Raw genomic sequence first — 17,233 nt, 5'->3', positions numbered from 1 at the left:
TGACTTCCTTGCCGCGACGTGGCACGATTTCAGGGATGACCGGCAGTCCGACAGATGCGCAGCGCTTGGGGGACCTCGCGCGGCTGCGGCGTGTCAAGGACCGGATCGATCGGGAGTTCGCGCAGCCGCTCGATGTCGACGCGCTGGCTCGCGGTGCCCACATGTCGTCCGGACACCTCAGCCGGGAGTTCAAGCGCGCTTACGGAGAGTCGCCGTACGGGTACCTGATGACGCGCCGCATCGAGCGCGCGATGGCGTTGCTGCGGATCGGGGACATGAGCGTCACCGACGTCTGCTTCGCGGTCGGCTGCCAGTCGCTGGGCACCTTCAGCACCCGATTCACCGAACTGGTCGGCATGCCGCCGAGCGCCTACAAGGAGCGCGCGGCCGACGCGACCGTCGGCATTCCGTCGTGCGTCGCGAAACAGGTGACCCGACCGGTCAGGAATCGAGAAGCATCCCCGGCGACCAGCACGTAGCGTGACGCCCATGGACATCAAGATTCTCTCGAGCTTCCTCCCGCACACCGATCCGGAGGCGTCGCTGGCGTTCTACCGCGACGTCCTCGGCTTCGAGATCCGCACCGACGTCGGGTACGGCGGCATGCGCTGGATCACCGTCGGCCCGGTCGACCAGCCGGACACTTCCGTCGTGCTGTACCCGCCGGGCGCCGACCCGGGTGTCACCGACGACGAGCGCCGTACCATCAGCGAGATGATGGCCAAGGGCACCTACGCCACCCTCGTGCTGGCGACCAAGGACATCGACGCCCTCTTCGAGCGGCTGCAGGCCACCGACGCCGAGGTCATCCAGGAGCCCACCGACCAGCCGTACGGCGTGCGCGACTGTGCCTTCCGTGATCCCGCCGGCAACCACATCCGCATCAACCAGGTTTCCTGAGCCCAGCCCTGTTCGACCGCAGCCCGACCGTGCCGAACGGAGACCGCGCAGCCGGCTCCGCCCGACAGATGGAGACACCGATGAGCAAGGCCCCGACGTCGGCGAAGCAGCTCGCCGACAGCCACGACCTGATTCGCGTCACCGGTGCGCGGGTGAACAACCTGAAGGACGTCAGCGTCGAGATCCCGAAACGCCGGCTGACGGTGTTCACCGGGGTCTCCGGCTCGGGCAAGAGCTCGCTGGTGTTCGGTACCATCGCGGCGGAGTCGCAGCGGCTGATCAACGAGACGTACAGCGCGTTCGTCCAGGGGTTCATGCCGACGCTGGCGCGCCCGGACGTCGACGTACTCGATGGCCTGACCACCGCGATCATCGTCGACCAGGAGCGGATGGGCTCGAACCCGCGTTCCACCGTCGGCACCGCCACCGACGCGAACGCGATGCTGCGGATCCTGTTCAGCCGGCTCGCGAAACCGCATGTCGGCGGGCCGACGGCGTACTCGTTCAACGTCCCGAAGCGGACGGCGACCGGCGCGATGATCGCCGACAAGGGGCAGGGCGGCGGCGAGCGGACCGTCGTACGCAACGTCGTCTACGCGGGCGGCATGTGCCCGCGCTGTGAGGGCATGGGCTCGGTCACCGATTTCGACCTGACCGCGTTGTACGACGACAGCAAGTCGCTGAACGAGGGCGCGCTGACGATCCCCGGCTACAGCATGGAGGGCTGGTACGGGCGCATCTTCCGCGGCGCCGGCTACTTCAACCCGGACAAGCCGATCAAGAAGTACACCAAGAAGGAACTGCACGACCCGCTCTACCGGGAGCCCACCAAGATCAAGGTCGAGGGCATCAACCTGACCTACACCGGGTTGATCCCGCAGATCCAGAAGTCGTTCCTGTCCAAGGAAGTCGACGCGATGCAGCCGCACATCCGCGCCTTCGTGGAGCGGGCGGTGACGTTCACGATCTGCCCCGACTGCGGCGGGACCCGGCTGAGTCAGGAAGCGCTGTCGTCGAAGATCAAGGGCAAGAACATCGCCGACCTCTGCGCGATGCAGATCAGCGATCTGGCCGCCTGGATCCGCGAGCTCAAGGAGCCTCGGATGGCGCCGCTGATCGAGGCGATCGGCGACACCCTCGACTCGTTCGTCGACATCGGGCTGGGGTACCTGTCTCTCGAGCGTCCCGCGGGCACGCTGTCGGGTGGTGAGGCGCAGCGGACGAAGATGATCCGCCACCTCGGGTCCTCGCTGACCGACGTCACCTACGTCTTCGACGAGCCGACCATCGGTCTGCACCCGCACGACATCCAGCGCATGAACGAGCTGCTCCTGCAGTTGCGCGACAAGGGCAACACCGTCCTCGTCGTGGAGCACAAGCCAGAGGCCATCGCGATCGGCGACCACGTCATCGACCTCGGGCCGGGTGCCGGTTCGGGCGGTGGCGAGGTGGTCTTCGAGGGCACCGTCGAGAAGCTCCGCGCCAGTGGCACGCTCACCGGCCGGCACCTCGACGACCGGGCGTCCTTGAAGCCGGCCGTGCGTGCGTCGTCAGAGGCGCTGGAGGTGCGTGGTGCCTCGACGAACAACCTCCAGAACGTCGATGTCGACGTACCGCTCGGTGTTCTGGTGGTCGTGACCGGGGTGGCTGGTTCGGGCAAGAGCTCGCTGATCCACGGCTCGGTGTCCGACCGCGACGGTGTGGTGGCGATCGACCAGGCTGCGATCCGCGGCTCCCGACGGAGCAACCCGGCGACGTACACCGGGCTGCTCGACCCGATCCGGAAGGCCTTCGCCAAGGCGAACAGCGTGAAGCCGGCGCTGTTCAGCGCGAACTCCGAGGGCGCGTGCCCGGCCTGTAACGGTGCCGGCGTGATCTACACCGAGCTCGGCGTGATGGCGACGGTCGAGTCCCCGTGTGAGGAGTGCGGGGGCCGGCGGTTCCAGGCGTCCGTCCTCGGGTACACCTTCGGCGGCAAGAACATCGCCGAGGTGCTCGCGATGCCGGTCTCCGAGGCTCTCGAGTTCTTCGCTGACGGCGACGCGCGTACGCCGGCCGCCCACAAGGTCCTCGAGCGCCTTGCGGACGTCGGACTCGGCTACCTGAGCCTTGGTCAGCCGCTGACCACGCTGTCCGGGGGAGAGCGGCAGCGGCTCAAGTTGGCGACGCACGTGGGGGAGAAGGGCGGCATCTATGTCCTCGACGAGCCGACCACCGGCCTGCACCTGGCCGACGTCGAACAACTCCTCGCCCTCCTGGACCGGCTCGTCGACGCCGGCAAGTCGGTCATCGTCATCGAGCACCACCAGGCAGTGATGGCCCACGCCGACTGGATCATCGACCTCGGGCCAGGCGCCGGCCACGACGGCGGCAAGGTCGTCTTCGAAGGAACCCCCGCCGACTTGATCGCCAAGCCCGCCACTCTGACCGCCAAGCACCTGGCCGAGTACGTCGCCAAGTGAGCTCGAACCGGTCAGGAATCGAGAAGCACCGGGGCTGAGCCGGGAATAGCGTGGGAGTCAGTAAGAGTCGGGGGCTGCGAGGCCCAAGAGTTCTGGAGTGACGAAATGACTTCCACGCAAGGCATCAAGACCGTTCTGCACCCGGTGACGGACCTGGAGAAGGCCAAGCCGGTGTACGCCGCCCTGCTCGGGGTGGAGCCGATGGCGGACTCGCCGTACTACGTCGGCTTCGAGGCCGAGGGACAGCAGATCGGCCTGGTACCGAACAGCGACGACAAGGGCCCGGTCACGTACTGGCACGTCGACGACATCGAGGCCAAACTCGCCGAGGTCACCGCAGCCGGTGCCACCGTGAAACAATCCCCCCGCGACGTCGCCAACGGCCGCCTGGTAGCCACCTTCACCGACCCCGACGGCAACGTCCTCGGACTCGTCCAAGACAGCTGACAACCTGGCGGGGGAGAGGATGCTCTCCCCCGCCGGTTATCGTCGGGCGGTGCATTTCACTGAGTACAACACGCGGGTGGCGGCGTACGCGTTGATTGTTGACGAGGACGAGCGGGTGCTCCTGACGTGGTTCGTCGGTGGTGACAGCGCGGCCGCGTGCTGGACGATGCCGGGTGGCGGTGTGGAGTACGACGAGTCGCTGCCGGACGCGGTGGTGCGTGAGGTGTTCGAGGAGACCGGGTACACGGTCGACGTCGGAGACCCGATCGCCGTCACTCACTTCACCAACGCGCGGACTAATCGCGACGGGCGCCCGTACAAGTCTGTCGGAGTCGTCTTCGCAGCCACGATCACGGGCGGATCGCTCGGGACGACCGAGGTTGACGCCACGACGGCGTACGCGCAGTGGGTGCCGCTGGACGAGGCGCCGTCGCTGGAGCCGCGGGCCGACATCATCGATGTGGCACTTGCTGGAACACGAGGCAGTAGTCACCGCTGATGAAGTCCGCCGGCCGATCCCACTCGAGGTACGTCTCGCCGCGAAAGGCGAAATGCGGGAGGAGCCCGCGAGCGAGGTCCCACGCCAGCGGCATGACGAGGTCTCCGGTGCGGATGTTGGCGGCGTTGATCACCAGGTAGCCATCAGGTCGCAGGCAACGCTTGACGGCGCAGAACACCTCGATCAGCTCATCCAGATACGTCGCATAGTCGCCGTCGAGGGTCGCGTATCCCGTCAGCGGGTTCTCCGGGTGATCCACGGAGCTCATGTACGGCGGCGACGTCAGGCAGAGATCCACTGACCCGATCTCCAACCGATCGAGCTCCCGCGCATCCCCTTCTTTCAGGGTCGCATCCGACCCGAGCCGCCCTCTGGTAAGCCGGGCCCGCTCCGGCAGCAGTTCAACGCCGATCGCCTTCCGCCCGAGCTGCTCGCTAACCACCAACGTGGTCCCGAACCCGGCGAACGGATCCAGGACGACGTCACCGACCGCGGAGTACTCCTCCACAACCCGACGTACGAACGCGTGCGTGAAGTGCACGTCTTCCAACGCGCCAGCAGGCCGCTCGGCAGCAAGTTCGTCGGCCGACATCCGCCAGACTCGGTCCACGGCTACCGAGGCTTCAGTACACAGAACTCATTGCCGTCGGGGTCGGCCATGACGACCCAGCTGGTCTCGCCCTGGCCGATGTCGAGCCGGGTCGCGCCGAGGCCGATGAGACGCTCGACCTCCGCATCCTGATCACCGTCGGCCGGGGGAGCGAGGTCGAAATGCAGCCGGTTCTTCCCGAGCTTCGGGTTGAACGGCGGGCCGCCCCAGGTGATCTTCGGACCGCCGTGCGGCGAGCGGATCGCGGTCTCCTGGTCCTGGTCCCAGACCAACGGCCAGTCCAGCGCCTTGCTCCAGAAGTACCCGACCTCCTGCGAACCGTCGCTCGACACCGCCCCGATGAATCCGCAGTCGGCCAGGAAATTGTTGCCCGGCTCAATCACACAGAACTCGTTGCCCTCGGGGTCGGCGAGCACCACGTGCTCCTCTTCCGGGAGCTGCCCGATGTCGATGTGCCGCCCGCCGAGCTCCAGCGCCCGCGCCACCGTCGCCTGCTGCTCCTCGAGCGACTGGCTTGTCAGATCGAAGTGCATCTGGTTCGGGCCGCGCTTCTCGTTCTGACTCGGCACAAACCGAAGCCGGAATCCGGTGTCATCACTCGGCACCAGGCCCACGCCGTGCGGATCGTCGTGGAGGTCCCATCCCAGAACGCCACCCCAGAACCGCGCCAGCCCAGCCGGATCATGCGCATCAAAACTGAGTGCGAAAAGCCGAGAAGTCATCCGCGCCACATCTCCGATCCACAGCTGGCCTGAGTAACGGCCACGCTAAGGCGGCTCGCTCAGGCAACGCAACGCGATTAACCGCTGCCCCCCTGCGGCATGATCTTCTCCATGGGTGTTCGCCACGTGCTCTTGGACGCCGACGGCGTACTGCAAGACCTTCCGGGTGGCTGGTACGCGGCCATGGAGCCGTATCTCGGGGACAAGGCCCGTGAGTTCCTCCATCAGACCTGGAAGGACGAGCTCCCGATGCTCGCCGGCTCGGGGGACTACATGCCGGTACTCGCGGCGACACTCCAGGACTACGGCGTCGTCACGCCGGTGGCCGAGGTCTACGACGCGGTCTGGAAGAACATCGTGATCATCGAGGAATCGTTCGGCATCGTGCGAGCACTCAAGCGCAACGGGTACGGCGTACATCTCGGCACGAACCAGGAGTGCTACCGCGGCGGCCACATGCGCACAGCCCTCGGGTACGACGACCTGTTCGACGTCAGCTGCTACTCCTACGACCTCGGCGTCGCCAAACCCGACCCAGTCTTCTTCACCCGAGCAGCCCACCGAATCGGCGCCGACATCCGGACGATCCTCTTCATCGACGACAACCCACGCAACGTCGAAGGCGCCCGAACAGCCGGCATGCCCGCCGAACAATGGGACTTCACCCAAGGCCACAATCACCTACGCGCCCTCCTCACCAAACACGGCGTCGCCGCAACGATGACGGCTAGCAAGCCCAGGCAGTAGCCGGCTGCTATCGGTCGGCGAGAGGTGCGCTGTGCCACCGCCAGTTGCTGCCGACTGTCGGCTGACCTGGTAACGCGATTCGGCCGGTCGCATGTTGTAGGCCGGTCCAAGGGTCGAGTTCGGCGTGCTGCCCGGGGAACATCCGCGCCAAAGTCCATGCGCAAACATCCGCCGGCGGTTCGAACGGTAGCCCGAGCCCGACCGCGATGTCCCCGGCGTGGACAAGCAGCTCGACGCACCCCATGCCGGCGAACCCTTCTGCGTCAGCCATCCCGAACGGATGGAAGCCGCGATCAGTCGGCTTGGCCGCTCGCACTGTCGCCGAAAGCAGCCGCCCACTCGCCTCGAGCAGCTCCAGCACCTCGCCAGTACCGGTCAATGCGAGACTGACGGGCATGTCGAGCAGTGACGTCTTCATCTCGAGAGCATTCCTGCGGTACTGGAGGGCCAGCGCGGTGTCGGGCCTTGGCACCTACGTCACGCTCTTCGCACTGCAGGCGCTGGTGATCCTCACGCTGCACGGCACGGCGGCGGATGTTGGGTGGCTCAACGCCGCGCGATGGTTGCCGTATCTCGTCTTCGGATTCGTCGTGGGCGCGATCGTTGACGGGAGGCGTCGGCTCCCGCTCATGGTGGGCACCGATCTGGTGCAGGCGGTAGTGCTGTTGGCCATCCCCCTGATGTGGTGGCTTGATCTGCTGTCGCTGCCGGCACTGATGCTGGTCGTCATTGCCTATGGCACCGCCTCGGTAGTGAACGGCGCCGCCTCGATGTCGCTTCTGCCGCGATTGCTCGAAGCGAAGCACCTCCAACCGGCACACGCCCGCATTGACGGGGCCGACGCGGTGGCCTCGACGGGCGGCCCAGCGCTTGGCGGGCTATTGGTCAGCGCGGTCGGTGCCCCGCTGGCCGTTCTCCTCGACTCCCTCACCTACGTGTACTCGGCGCTCACGTTGCGCCGGATCGACCTTGACGAACCGCCACCGCGCACGGGTGTCACCGTACGAGGACTTATGAGGGAGATCGCCGACGGCGTTCGGTGGGCCTACCACGGCTCCGGTTTGGCCACGCTCGCGCTCGCGACTCACGCATGGTTCGTTGGCAACGCGATCGTGGGCGTCGTGCTCGCTCCCTATGCGCTCAGTACGCTCGACCTCACCGCCTTCGAGTTCGGCATCGTTGGTGCCGCCGGTGGAATCGGTGCCGTCATCGGCGCCGCAGTCACCACCTGGGTAGGTCGACGTCTCGGCACCGGTCGCACCATCATCGTCAGCCATTTCATCACCACCCTCGCGGTGATCGCGATGGTGCTCGCTGGGCAGAAGCTCCCGGCGGTCGGGACGCTTGCCGTTCTCATGGTCGGGCAGGGCCTCTACGGTCTGGCGATCGGCATGAGCAACTCCCACGAAATGAGCTACCGCCAGTTGGTGACGCCGGACGAGCTACAGGCCCGCACCAACACCACCCTGCGTTCGCTCAACCGGGCTGTCATCGTGGTCGTCGCGCCGATCGCAGGAATGCTCGCCGACGCCTGGGGCATGCGGCCCACGCTGCTGCTGGCGGCCGTAATCTTCGCACTCGTCGCGGCCGGCCTCGGTGCGACATCCTTCCGCGACGTGCGGGCCCCGGCATAGACGCAGTCGCACGCTACTGCTGAACAGTTGCCTGCAAAGTCGGTCACGCAGAGTCACCGCGTTGATGTTTTGGCCCGGGGGAGAGGCCTCAGAACACTCAGTTGCTGTTCGGCTGAGCCGCCGTCTGGCCGGGGTCCGCCACGTGTTCTCGCCACGGACATCGAGCGAATCGTTCAGTGCGGCGGCTCGGTCGGCGTGTGCTCCTGCGTGGCGCCGTCAACAACCTGGCTCAACCCAGCAACCGAACACACAAGGACAGATCGAGACGGGGTCCTCACGTGTGTTCCGCCTCGCCCTCTAAAGCGCCGATAAGCGACATTATGTCAACTAAAGGCCGAAGAGTTGCTTCCAGTGCGACAACTCATCGCTCCCAGCTGACCCCTCCCTCCTGCCGTGCTGACGTTGCCCCGTCTGGATGGGTGATGGCCGATCGTGGTCCTCGGACCGAGCTCGATTCCGCGCCTTCTCGTGGCCGGTTCTCGACTACCTCGCCTGCGCCGAAACCAAGACCAGAAAAGCCTCAAGCCCCCAAACAGATCGTCTGCGGACAGGCCCGAAATCTAGGCAGTGTCAACAGGTCGTCGGCTACCGAGTTCGTCTGCTTCTTGGTCAAGCCAGTCAAGTGCGATCGGGGCGACCTCGGCTGCAGTCAGATTTCGGGTGTCGAGGCGAAGATGCCGATTCCGGCTGAGGAATCCGTCGGCCGGAGTCGACGTGGATCCGGTCGGATCCGTATTCATTTGATGGGCTTCCATGCTACGGACGTTGCCATCAGACCATTCTACATTCCGCTTGCTCGGTTTGGCAGCCAGCCGAGTTTCGCCCCGGTTGCGCAATAGGCGCGTTTCAAGGTCAGCGGTCAGCTCGAGCACGCATACCTCACCACCGGCCCCCTCGAACGGCGCGACGAGCTGTTCAACGTAGGCGGTATCAGCTGGGTCCCGCAGATCCCAGACTAATGTGAAGATCAAATCCACATTGTTGCGTGCGGCTTCTTCGATCACTCGCCGACGGAACTCGATGTTCAAGACGTTGAATGGCGCGGTGCCGTAGCCGAAGACCTCAACGAGCGGCTCAATGGTGTGGTGATTGTGGAACAACCTGAAGTCACTATGCGCGGCGATCTCTCGGCCCACCGTCATCTTGCCGACAGCCGGTGGTCCAATGATCAGAAGCAGCCTCATGGTCGGCAACAGTCCCAGACACCCAGTCTCACCCGCAACTAAGTTCGCATCCGATCCGCCGAGCTGGCTTGCCGGCATCTGGGTCCGCTCCATTACCCCGAGGACGCGGAAACGGTGCGACGATTCGGCCTTGCGGGCGCTGACGGCGCCCCGTGCCGGCGGGCGCATCAGTAGCCCGTGGCCAGCGCTCAGGACGCGGCTACTGGCCCGGATGGGGCCGGAGCTTGAAGATCAGGATGCCGAGGTACTTGTTCATCCACGCCTGCTTGTGCGGGTAGCGGCGTCGGGCGTCCTCGGACAGCTGAGGCTCGATCGCGGTCTCGATCCACAGCCCTGCCGCACTGAACACGTTGATCAGGTCAGAGATGGTGTAGGGACGCTTGGTGAGGGTGATCTGGTCGTTCCAGCCGCTGAGGTAGGAGAACGGGGCGGTGGAGAAATACTCTTCGCCCAAGGACGTCCCATTCTGTTCGGCCCGTTCGACGGCGTATCGGATCGGCTGCGTCCTGGTCAGCAAGATGAATCCATCGTCGGCCAGCATCGCGCGCGCTGCCTGCAGGGTGCGGACTGGATCCTTCGCGTAGCCGAAAGACTGCAGGAACAAGATCCGGTCGAACCTGCGACCGGCGAGCCCAGGCACAGAATCCAGCTCAGAGAGATCGCCTCGGATGAACTCCAAGCCAGGCGGCGGGGCACTGAGGAAGTTGCCACTGACATCGACACCTACGGAGGCGGTCGCACCGTCTCCAACCAGCTCAGCGAGCTTGCCGCCGTTGCCGCAACCGACATCGAGCACCGACCGTTCGGTGACATCACCCAGAAGGTCTCGCTGCGCAGGCCACTCGACAAGCCGATCCAGCGAGTCCTCCCTGGTTCGGGCTCGCTCGTAGTCCGGAGCCAGTTCTAGCCACGCCTCGCCCGGATCTTCAGGAGTGTCCGTGTGAGAAGTCGTCGCCGCCTGTGAGTCGTCTGACGTCGCCACGAGACAGACCATAGTCGTCCCCTTGGGCCTCCCCCGACCCCAGGGCGATCGTGGCTCTCGCGCCCCTGTGCCGCTTAGCCCGGCGAATACGACCAGTCTTGATAGGCAGGGTGTCCAGAAGTCGTCATCCAGACCGTGATCCGCCTCCTCGCCATGCTCTGGTGCACTGCGTTTGGCGGGCTTCTCTCAGCGGACCGGTTGGGCCTCGAGTGCGAAAAAGAGGAAGCAGAGGAAGGACGTGCGGTCTCCCAGGTCGGGTGGCAGCAGTTCGCGCGGCGTCTCGGGCGAGAACGGCGGCTCGCTGATGACCGAGATCGCGAAGCCCGCCCGGGCGAACGCATCTGTCATCGCATGCAACGGCCGGTGCCAGAAGGTCAGCGATGCGGCGTGGCCGTCGAAGGTGTACTCCTCCGTGTACGGCGAGGTCGCGAAGTAATCGTCCTCCGGGTAGACCACCTCTCGGATCACTGGATGGTTCACCGAGAGGATCAGTCGACCACCCGGCTTCAGAACCCGGTGCAGCTCGGCCAGGGGGCCCGACCAGTCTTCAAGGTAGTGCAGCACGAGGGAGGCCACCACATCGTCGAACTCCCCCGTGCTGAACGGCAACGGCGCGGCGAGGTCGGCCAACAGCACCCTGGCGTCCGTCCCGAGCCGACCCTGCGCCAGCGCCACCATCTCCCGGCTCGAGTCGAAAGCGGTGATCTGGGCGCCCCGGTCGCGCAGCGCGGCCGAGAGCGGCCCGGCGCCGCAGCCGGCGTCCAGAATGTTCCGGCCGGCCACGTCCCCGGCGAGATCGATCATCGCGGGTCGCTCGTAGTAGGCGTTGAACAGGCTGGACTCGTTTTCCCGCGCGTAGCTCTCGGCGAACGTGTCATAGTGATCAGCTTTCATTGCGATCCTGTCGTCAGAGTTTGACATGGACCCTAGAACACACCGAGGTCGTCGACGGCGGTAGGCAGCCGCGGCCGGCTTGCCGAGCTCGCTGTGTTTTGTGAAGTCGTTATGGACAACGGCGCAGTCAATACGGGCCCCACGGCTGAGTTCAGCCCTCTGGATGAATCCTCTACGATCAGTCCGCTTTACTCTCTTGATTTTTCCTGGGAGAGCGGGCAGCGAGGGGGCGGATATATTGGGTGGCTCGGTCAGGATCGCTGGACGAGACTTGGGCGATGGTGACAACTCCTCGTCCGATCATCGACTCGGTGGTGCGGTCGGTCTGCGGCCGCGGCGTCGAGTGCCTCGTTCCCCTCGCCGGTGGCGGGATGAATGAGACCTACCGGGCCGAGTTTGCCGGCGATGTCGCTGTGGTCGTCCGGATCGCGCGTCAGCCTACGCCGTGGTTCATCGACGAGGCGCACCTGATGGCGCAGGCGCGTGACGTAGGCGTGCCGACAGCAGAGGTGCTCGGCCTCGAGCACCTGGATCACGACGGCGAGTTGCTGTCCTTCTCGATCCAGCAGTTTCTTCCGGGCCGCTCGCTCAACGAGTTCATCGGCGAACTTCCTGCCGCTGAGCTCGAGCGGTTGGTCTTGGACGCCGGTGAGATTTTGGCCCGGGTGCACAGCGTGCTCCCGGACGACGAGCGAGGCATCCGGCACGAGCTGCGGTTGCCCGAAGAGCACGAAGTCACCCGGGTCGCACACATCGTCAGGGAGACACTCGGCCCGGCGGCAGCCGCCGTCGTCGAGCGCGGTGCTGACTTCTTGCGCCACGAGGTGACGACCCGTCCGGCGCCCCCGTCCTCGCTCGCCCAGGGCGATTTCATGCCCAAGAACCTCCTGATCCACGACGGGACGGTCGTCGGCGTCATCGACTGGGAGTTCGCCGGCCCAGCATCACCGGCATTCGACCTCGCCCGATGGGAGGTGTCTGCCGGCGATCCCTTGCACGACCGCGCTGACCTGGTGCGCCGCGGGTACGCGCGGATCACTGATCCCGAGGCGGCCGATGGCGGCTTCACGCCGGCCTTCGCCATCGACTGGACACTTGAGCAGCTCGGTTGGAAGAACCCTGCTTCGCCGGCGCAGTTCCGGCGCTGCGTGGACGTGATTGCCCGCTATACGCCCTCTTGACCAACTCGAGCACCGTACTAGCTGCGTAGTGCTGCGTCAGGACAAGGGCAAGGAGGTTCGGCAGGCCTCGACGTTGTGGAGTTGGATGTTGTCTCTGCGTTGCTGTTGCCAGTTGGCTCTGGTTAGGCGCCAGCGGTTCAGCAGGGCGGGTTCGCCTTGGCGTGTGGCCCAGTCTGAACCGTTGGGTTCGTAGCCGAGGCGTCGCGAGATCGCGTTGGAGCCGTGGTTGTCCACGAAGGCGTCGCTGCCCGCTTCCTTCGCCCCGAGCCCGTCGAACGCGAGGTGCAGGATCGCTGCTCGCATCTCATGTCCGAGCCCGCGGCCGCGCTGATCGTTGGCCAGCCACGAGAAGCTCGTGACCGTGCCCAAGGTGGAGAAGTTGACCCCGATGAGGTCCTGCATCCCTATTGGGCGCCCATCCACGACGACGACGAAGTACAGCCGCCAGGCCTCGGGCTCGACCTTTCCCCTGCCGCGCCAGATCGCCCGGAGCCACTTCGCCACGCGCACGTCAGGATCTGGCTCGTAGAACGACATCGGATCGTCGTACGACGCCGGGTCGGCGTGCGTCTTACCGTCGCGTACCGCATCCGCGAGCTCGTCCAACAGGTTGTCGGTGGCGCCGCGCAACTCCAGAGTCGGCGTAGTAACGCGCACATCAAGAGGTGGATAGCTCGTCGTGATCGACATGCGACGATTCAAGGTCACACTCCGCTGACGGCGCACATGGTTTTCACCGTCTTGCCGTCCGATAGCTGTGGGCCGCTCCTGGCGCGTCGCACTTGAAAGAAAACTGGGTGGTGGTGTCGGATCGGGGCTGAGGTGTTCGTGGAAGTGGTGAGCGGCGGCCGGCGAGGGCGCCCGGAACACTGGAGATGATTTGAGATGCGGTATCTGGTTTCAGTGATAGATGACAAGAGCAATCCCGGCAGCACGGACAGGCAGCCTGCCATCGACACGTTCAACGATCGACTGATCGCCGAGGGCTACTGGGTCTTCGCGGGCGGACTCGCGGACACCGCCGCGGCCACGGTCATCGACAACCGGGGCGAGGAGGCGGTGTTCACCGACGGGCCGTTCGTGGAGTCGAAGGAGTACCTTGCCGGCGTCTGGGTGTGGGAGGCCCCCGATCTGGATGTGGTGCTCAAGCTCGCCACCGAGGCATCGAAGGTCTGCGATCGAAAAATCGAGGTGCGGCCATTCCAGTGAGCGACATCGAGGAGGCGATCACCCAGGCCCACCATCAGGAGTGGGCCCGAGTGGTCGCTTCCCTGACCCGGCGTTTCGGTGATCTCGACATCGCCGAGGAGGCTTCGGCGGAGGCGTTCGCGACCGCCGTCGAGCGGTGGCCGGCCGACGGCGTACCCCCGAACCCCGGCGCCTGGCTGACCACGACCGCCAACCGCAAGGCCATCGACCGGATCCGGCGCGAGAACAAGCGCGACGACAAGCAGAAGGAGGCTCAGATGTCGTACGACGATCCGCCCGAGCCTCTCGGTGCCATCGACGACGAGCGGCTCCGGCTGATCTTCACCTGCTGTCACCCTGCCCTCGCGATGGAGACCCGCGTAGCGCTGACGATGCGCATGGTCGGCGGTCTGACCGTGCCCGAGATCGCCCGTGCCTTCCTGGTGCAGGAGACCGCGATGGGCCAGCGGATCACCCGCGCGAAAGCCAAGATCAAGGCCGCCCGGATCCCCTATCGAGTGCCGTCCGCGGAGGATCTCCCGGGACGCGTCTCGGGCGTACTCGCCGTGCTCTTCCTCGTCTTCAACGAGGGCTACCTGGCGACCGGACCCGACACCGATCCCCTGCGCCACGACCTGACCGCCGAGGCCATCCGGCTCACTCGCCAGATCCGTGCCCTGATGCCGAATGACGGCGAGGTCGCCGGGCTGCTGGCGCTGATGCTTCTCACCGAGGCCCGCCGTACCGCCCGGGTCTCGGCGACCGGCGAACTGGTCACCCTCGACGAGCAGGATCGTGGAGCCTGGGACACGGCACTGATTGCCGAGGGTCATCAGCTGGTGCGCGAGCGCCTGGCCACCGGAGTGGCTCCTGGGCGCTACCAGATCCTCGCGGCGATCAACGCCGTCCACACCTCAGCTCGCGACGTACGCGACACCGACTGGTCGCAGATCGTCGCCCTCTACGACCAACTCGTCCGCCTCGACCCCTCGGCGATCGTTGCCCTCAACCGGGCCATCGCGGTTGCCGAGCTCGACGGCCCGGAGGTGGCACTGGCGACCGTCGACCGCCTCGAGGACAAGTTGGCCGGCTATCACGCATACCATGCGACCCGCGCCGAACTATTGCGCCGGCTGGGCCGCAGTCAGAAATCGCGCGAGGCGTACGACAAAGCCATCGAGCTAGCCGGCAACACCGCCGAAACCGCCCACCTAACCCGCCGCCGCGACCAACTGGGGTAATGCCTTCAAATGTTGATTCCAAGGGCCGCCGCGGTGGTACTCGACGCGAACAAAGTCCTCGTCATCAAGCGGTACCTGCACCTGGATCGCGCCGCCGACTGCGTGATGTGCGACAACGCCGCCGTACCAGGACCCGACTGCATCGGTCACCGGTACGCCGTCCTGCCGGGCGGTCACGTCGAACCAGGCGAAACCCCCGAGGACGCCGCTTTGCGTGAACTCAAAGAGGAAACAACCCTCACCGCCACCATCGACCGACTTCTCTGGACGGGCACCCACAACCGACGGCCGGCGTACTACTTCCTGATGACGAACGTCGAAGGCACCGCCCAACTCTCCGGCGACGAAGCTGTCGAGCACTCCCCCAACAACAGCTTCACATTACAATGGACAAATTTAGTCGACCTGGAATCATCTGGCATCTATCCATCAGAAATCCAGGCGGAGCTGACCGCAAGAGTATTACGTTGAGTCCTTGGTGAGCGCCTCGCGCAGGAGTTCTGGGGTCATGCGGGAGACCATTCCACTGTGCCTGAGCGGTCACAACAGAGTTTCAGCTCTCCCCCAACGCCGCCGCGATCATCCGATGCCCCTGCTGTTCGAAGGCCGAATCGCCGACCTGATGTGCCCAGACAGCAGTGTTGACAGCTTCGCGGAGCCGGACGCGCTGCCAGGTGTCCGGGTCGCGCGGATCGCCGCCGTAGCCTTCCAGAAACGCCGACTCCAGGGCGGGTGCGGACTGGAACTGCTGAGCGGCCAGCCGAGCGAAATCCGTGTACGCCGGCCGGAGGTCCGCGCGGCCGAAATCGATGATGCCGACGACGCCATGATGGATGAGCCAATTGCGAGGCTGCCAGTCACCATGAGTCGGCACGAGTATCGCCGGCGGCGTCGGCCACGATTCGACCTGTGAGCGCAACCGGCCAGCGAGATCCGCGTCAATCGCGTGCGGCTTACTCAGGTAATCAAGAGTCCGCTGGTTTTCCCGACGCTCATAATCCGCGTCCGGTACGGCGAGTTGACCGTGAAATTCGGCGAGTAATTCGCCGGCCTGGCGATAGGTGTCCGGATCCCCTTCGGCCGGCGTACCTTCCACCAACTCCCCCGGCAGGAATCGCGTCAGGATCAGCTTGGCGTCGTCGTCGGCACGGACGAGTTGCGGCGCTCTACCCCGCGTCGTCCACGGCCCCAGCCAGTTTCGGTGGGCGTGTAGCTCTCGCGCGAGGTGATGGTCGGCCGCGTCGCCGGCCTTGGCGACATAGCGCTCGCCGTCGACGTCCAGCTCGAGCACGACGGTCCCGATCAGACCCCAGCTGTGGTCCGTCACGATCTCGGCGCTGGGGAGCCACTCCTGGAGGAGCGCGCGCTGCTGCTCGGTGAGATCCACGAGCTGAGAGTAACGCAGAAAAATGTCACGAAATACTGGACGGAATTCCCTGCAAGACTTATCCTGGCCGAATGCAGAATTCGCAAAAGAATGTCACTCTACCAACAAACTTATCAGAGGAAATTCGCGAAAGCAAGTCGGCGGAATTCTGGCAACTAGGCGATCGCGCGATCCGGCGGATCGGGTTCGGGACGAAGCGGCTCGCGGGCAGCGACGGCGACGAACCAGACGCCCAGGAACGGGCGATCGCGCTGCTGCGCCGGGCGGTCGAGCTCGGCGTCAACCACCTCGACACGGCCGAGTTCTACCCGAGCTACGCGCCGCCGAACCGGCCCCGAGACTTCACGTCGCTCGGCTGGGCAAACGACGTGATCCGTCGCGCGCTGGCGCCGTACGCGGATGAGCTCGTGATCGCCACCAAGGTCGGGCCGACGCCGACCGGGTTGGCCCGACCCGATCAGTTGCGAGCGTTGGTCGAGGCTGATCTGCGGGCGCTGGGGCTGGAGACACTCGACCTGGTCTATCTGCGACAGGCCGGCCTCGACTCGATCGCCGAGCACTTCGGGGTCCTGGCGGAGCTCCAGGCCAAGGGGCTCATCCGGCATCTGGGGCTGTCGAACGTCCGCGCCGAACACCTCGCCGAGGCCCAGAAGATCGCTCCGGTGGTGGCCGTCCAGAACAGATACGGCGTCGGCTTCGGTCGCGTGAATGACGCCATCCTGAGCTCCTGCGGCGAACAGGGCATTGCGTTCGTCCCGTTCTTCGCTCTGACCGCGGATGCCCGGGAGGCCGGTGGTGTCTCCGTCAACGACACGATCCAGGAGATTGCCGACAATCAGAACGCCACACCGGCGCAGATCCGGTTGGCGTGGACGTTGAGTCTGGGCGCCCACGTCCTGGCCATCCCGGGTACGTCGAGCCCCGATCACCTGCGGCAGAACCTCGAGGCCGGCTCGATCCACCTCTCCCCCAACGAACTCGCCGTACTCGACTCCTTCGTCGACTAGCGGCGCGTCAAGTCGACTAGCGGCGCGCCGGGTCGGCTAGCGACTAGGGCGGCGGCCTCGCGTGGTCGCCGCCCTCAGTCGTAGTACCGGCGCACGCTCGAGCCGATGCGGGTGACGTCGGTGCCGTAGATGTGGATGGAGATCGCCG

The 17,233-nt window shown here is 65.6% G+C and carries 20 protein-coding genes; 12 read left to right on the top strand and 8 right to left on the bottom strand.

Annotated elements, in window-relative coordinates; translation table 11 throughout:
- The first annotated feature begins 35 nt into the window (after nucleotides 1-35).
- The 5 genes from AB0E63_RS32775 to AB0E63_RS32755 all read left to right on the top strand — a co-directional run bounded on the left by AB0E63_RS32775 (nucleotide 36) and on the right by AB0E63_RS32755 (nucleotide 4,308).
- Nucleotides 36-479 (top strand): AraC family transcriptional regulator, encoded by a 444-nt coding sequence (locus AB0E63_RS32775; protein WP_360374827.1) that lies wholly within the window; start codon nucleotides 36-38, stop codon nucleotides 477-479.
- Between the two features lie 10 nt (nucleotides 480-489).
- Complete coding sequence (locus AB0E63_RS32770) at nucleotides 490-900, top strand: VOC family protein (RefSeq protein WP_360374825.1); 411 nt, start codon at nucleotides 490-492, stop codon at nucleotides 898-900.
- An 80-nt stretch (nucleotides 901-980) separates the two neighbouring features.
- Entirely contained in the window at nucleotides 981-3,362 is a 2,382-nt protein-coding gene (locus AB0E63_RS32765) for an excinuclease ABC subunit UvrA (RefSeq protein ID WP_360374823.1), read from the top strand.
- 105 nt (nucleotides 3,363-3,467) lie between these two features.
- Nucleotides 3,468-3,809 (top strand): VOC family protein, encoded by a 342-nt coding sequence (locus AB0E63_RS32760; protein ID WP_360374821.1) that lies wholly within the window; start codon nucleotides 3,468-3,470, stop codon nucleotides 3,807-3,809.
- Nucleotides 3,810-3,858: 49 nt separating this feature from the next.
- A complete protein-coding gene (locus AB0E63_RS32755) occupies nucleotides 3,859-4,308 on the top strand; it encodes an NUDIX domain-containing protein (protein WP_360374819.1) in 450 nt (149 codons plus the stop codon).
- On the opposite strand, the gene AB0E63_RS32750 is transcribed toward AB0E63_RS32755, so the two are convergent.
- Together AB0E63_RS32750 and AB0E63_RS32745 are read right to left on the bottom strand one after the other, a co-directional pair.
- Nucleotides 4,262-4,918 carry a DNA methyltransferase gene (locus AB0E63_RS32750; protein WP_360374817.1) on the bottom strand — a complete coding sequence of 219 codons (657 nt, stop codon included), beginning with the start codon at nucleotides 4,916-4,918 and terminating at the stop codon, nucleotides 4,262-4,264. The two genes, AB0E63_RS32755 and AB0E63_RS32750, sit on opposite strands and share 47 nt — an antisense overlap.
- 2 nt (nucleotides 4,919-4,920) lie before the next feature.
- Nucleotides 4,921-5,640, bottom strand: a complete 720-nt coding sequence (locus AB0E63_RS32745) for a VOC family protein (protein ID WP_360374815.1) — start codon at nucleotides 5,638-5,640, stop codon at nucleotides 4,921-4,923.
- Between the two features lie 111 nt (nucleotides 5,641-5,751).
- Here AB0E63_RS32745 and AB0E63_RS32740 point away from each other — a divergent pair, with 111 nt between their 5' ends.
- Nucleotides 5,752-6,387, top strand: coding sequence for an HAD-IA family hydrolase (locus AB0E63_RS32740; protein WP_360374813.1), 636 nt, complete (start codon nucleotides 5,752-5,754; stop codon nucleotides 6,385-6,387).
- 7 nt (nucleotides 6,388-6,394) lie between these two features.
- Here AB0E63_RS32740 and AB0E63_RS32735 read toward each other — a convergent pair whose 3' ends face one another.
- Complete coding sequence (locus tag AB0E63_RS32735) at nucleotides 6,395-6,805, bottom strand: hypothetical protein (protein WP_360374811.1); 411 nt, start codon at nucleotides 6,803-6,805, stop codon at nucleotides 6,395-6,397.
- Here AB0E63_RS32735 and AB0E63_RS32730 point away from each other — a divergent pair.
- A complete protein-coding gene (locus tag AB0E63_RS32730; RefSeq protein WP_360374809.1) occupies nucleotides 6,783-8,021 on the top strand; it encodes an MFS transporter in 1,239 nt (412 codons plus the stop codon). The genes AB0E63_RS32735 and AB0E63_RS32730 overlap by 23 nt on opposite strands.
- Nucleotides 8,022-8,581: 560 nt before the next feature.
- Here the strand turns inward: AB0E63_RS32730 and AB0E63_RS32725 are convergent.
- The 3 genes from AB0E63_RS32725 to AB0E63_RS32715 form a co-directional block, all read right to left on the bottom strand.
- A complete protein-coding gene (locus tag AB0E63_RS32725; RefSeq protein WP_360374807.1) occupies nucleotides 8,582-9,205 on the bottom strand; it encodes an AAA family ATPase in 624 nt (207 codons plus the stop codon).
- Nucleotides 9,206-9,404: 199 nt separating this feature from the next.
- A complete protein-coding gene (locus AB0E63_RS32720; RefSeq protein WP_360374805.1) occupies nucleotides 9,405-10,187 on the bottom strand; it encodes a class I SAM-dependent methyltransferase in 783 nt (260 codons plus the stop codon).
- A gap of 186 nt (nucleotides 10,188-10,373) precedes the next feature.
- Nucleotides 10,374-11,081 (bottom strand): methyltransferase domain-containing protein, encoded by a 708-nt coding sequence (locus AB0E63_RS32715; RefSeq protein ID WP_360374803.1) that lies wholly within the window; start codon nucleotides 11,079-11,081, stop codon nucleotides 10,374-10,376.
- A 278-nt stretch (nucleotides 11,082-11,359) separates the two neighbouring features.
- On the opposite strand from AB0E63_RS32715, the gene AB0E63_RS32710 reads away from it, so the two are divergent.
- On the top strand, nucleotides 11,360-12,262 hold the full coding sequence (locus AB0E63_RS32710; protein WP_360374801.1) for a phosphotransferase: 903 nt from the start codon (nucleotides 11,360-11,362) through the stop codon (nucleotides 12,260-12,262).
- 36 nt (nucleotides 12,263-12,298) lie between these two features.
- Here AB0E63_RS32710 and AB0E63_RS32705 read toward each other — a convergent pair whose 3' ends face one another.
- On the bottom strand, nucleotides 12,299-12,952 hold the full coding sequence (locus AB0E63_RS32705) for a GNAT family protein (RefSeq protein ID WP_360374799.1): 654 nt from the start codon (nucleotides 12,950-12,952) through the stop codon (nucleotides 12,299-12,301).
- Nucleotides 12,953-13,147: 195 nt separating this feature from the next.
- Between AB0E63_RS32705 and AB0E63_RS32700 the strand changes: the two genes are divergently transcribed.
- Genes AB0E63_RS32700 through AB0E63_RS32690 form a run of 3 tightly spaced genes read left to right on the top strand, consistent with a single transcriptional unit; the run spans nucleotide 13,148 to nucleotide 15,162 of the window.
- Nucleotides 13,148-13,471: a YciI family protein gene (locus tag AB0E63_RS32700; RefSeq protein ID WP_360374797.1), complete on the top strand. Its 324-nt coding sequence runs from the start codon at nucleotides 13,148-13,150 to the stop codon at nucleotides 13,469-13,471.
- Nucleotides 13,468-14,691 (top strand): RNA polymerase sigma factor, encoded by a 1,224-nt coding sequence (locus AB0E63_RS32695; RefSeq protein ID WP_360374795.1) that lies wholly within the window; start codon nucleotides 13,468-13,470, stop codon nucleotides 14,689-14,691. The genes AB0E63_RS32700 and AB0E63_RS32695 overlap by 4 nt, the downstream gene beginning before the upstream one ends.
- A 9-nt stretch (nucleotides 14,692-14,700) precedes the next feature.
- Complete coding sequence (locus tag AB0E63_RS32690; RefSeq protein ID WP_360374793.1) at nucleotides 14,701-15,162, top strand: NUDIX domain-containing protein; 462 nt, start codon at nucleotides 14,701-14,703, stop codon at nucleotides 15,160-15,162.
- 82 nt (nucleotides 15,163-15,244) lie between these two features.
- On the opposite strand, the gene AB0E63_RS32685 is transcribed toward AB0E63_RS32690, so the two are convergent.
- Nucleotides 15,245-16,078 (bottom strand): aminoglycoside phosphotransferase family protein, encoded by an 834-nt coding sequence (locus AB0E63_RS32685; protein ID WP_360374791.1) that lies wholly within the window; start codon nucleotides 16,076-16,078, stop codon nucleotides 15,245-15,247.
- Nucleotides 16,079-16,149: 71 nt separating this feature from the next.
- Here AB0E63_RS32685 and AB0E63_RS32680 point away from each other — a divergent pair, with 71 nt between their 5' ends.
- The gene (locus tag AB0E63_RS32680) at nucleotides 16,150-17,085 is read left to right on the top strand and encodes an aldo/keto reductase (RefSeq protein ID WP_360374789.1); all 936 of its coding nucleotides are present in this window, start codon (nucleotides 16,150-16,152) and stop codon (nucleotides 17,083-17,085) included.
- Nucleotides 17,086-17,233 lie beyond the last annotated feature (148 nt).

The sequence above is a fragment of the Kribbella sp. NPDC026596 genome, assembly GCF_040638415.1.
In the GTDB taxonomy this organism is placed as follows: Bacteria; Actinomycetota; Actinomycetes; order Propionibacteriales; family Kribbellaceae; genus Kribbella.
The sequence above is the reverse complement of the archived record's forward strand: the minus strand, read 5'-3'. Positions and strand labels throughout refer to the sequence as shown.

Excerpts from the sequence above, each read along its gene's own strand:
- AB0E63_RS32715 (WP_360374803.1), bottom strand. The coding sequence starts at position 11,081 with ATGAAAGCTGATCACTATGACACGTTCGCCGAGAGCTACGCGCGGGAA.
- AB0E63_RS32770 (WP_360374825.1), top strand. The coding sequence starts at position 490 with ATGGACATCAAGATTCTCTCGAGCTTCCTCCCGCACACCGATCCGGAG.
- AB0E63_RS32680 (WP_360374789.1), top strand. The coding sequence starts at position 16,150 with ATGCAGAATTCGCAAAAGAATGTCACTCTACCAACAAACTTATCAGAG.
- AB0E63_RS32735 (WP_360374811.1), bottom strand. The coding sequence starts at position 6,805 with ATGAAGACGTCACTGCTCGACATGCCCGTCAGTCTCGCATTGACCGGT.
- AB0E63_RS32690 (WP_360374793.1), top strand. The coding sequence starts at position 14,701 with ATGTTGATTCCAAGGGCCGCCGCGGTGGTACTCGACGCGAACAAAGTC.
- AB0E63_RS32765 (WP_360374823.1), top strand. The coding sequence starts at position 981 with ATGAGCAAGGCCCCGACGTCGGCGAAGCAGCTCGCCGACAGCCACGAC.
- AB0E63_RS32775 (WP_360374827.1), top strand. The coding sequence starts at position 36 with ATGACCGGCAGTCCGACAGATGCGCAGCGCTTGGGGGACCTCGCGCGG.
- AB0E63_RS32745 (WP_360374815.1), bottom strand. The coding sequence starts at position 5,640 with ATGACTTCTCGGCTTTTCGCACTCAGTTTTGATGCGCATGATCCGGCT.
- AB0E63_RS32710 (WP_360374801.1), top strand. The coding sequence starts at position 11,360 with ATGGTGACAACTCCTCGTCCGATCATCGACTCGGTGGTGCGGTCGGTC.
- AB0E63_RS32730 (WP_360374809.1), top strand. The coding sequence starts at position 6,783 with ATGTCGAGCAGTGACGTCTTCATCTCGAGAGCATTCCTGCGGTACTGG.
- AB0E63_RS32725 (WP_360374807.1), bottom strand. The coding sequence starts at position 9,205 with ATGAGGCTGCTTCTGATCATTGGACCACCGGCTGTCGGCAAGATGACG.
- AB0E63_RS32760 (WP_360374821.1), top strand. The coding sequence starts at position 3,468 with ATGACTTCCACGCAAGGCATCAAGACCGTTCTGCACCCGGTGACGGAC.
- AB0E63_RS32700 (WP_360374797.1), top strand. The coding sequence starts at position 13,148 with ATGCGGTATCTGGTTTCAGTGATAGATGACAAGAGCAATCCCGGCAGC.
- AB0E63_RS32705 (WP_360374799.1), bottom strand. The coding sequence starts at position 12,952 with ATGTCGATCACGACGAGCTATCCACCTCTTGATGTGCGCGTTACTACG.
- AB0E63_RS32740 (WP_360374813.1), top strand. The coding sequence starts at position 5,752 with ATGGGTGTTCGCCACGTGCTCTTGGACGCCGACGGCGTACTGCAAGAC.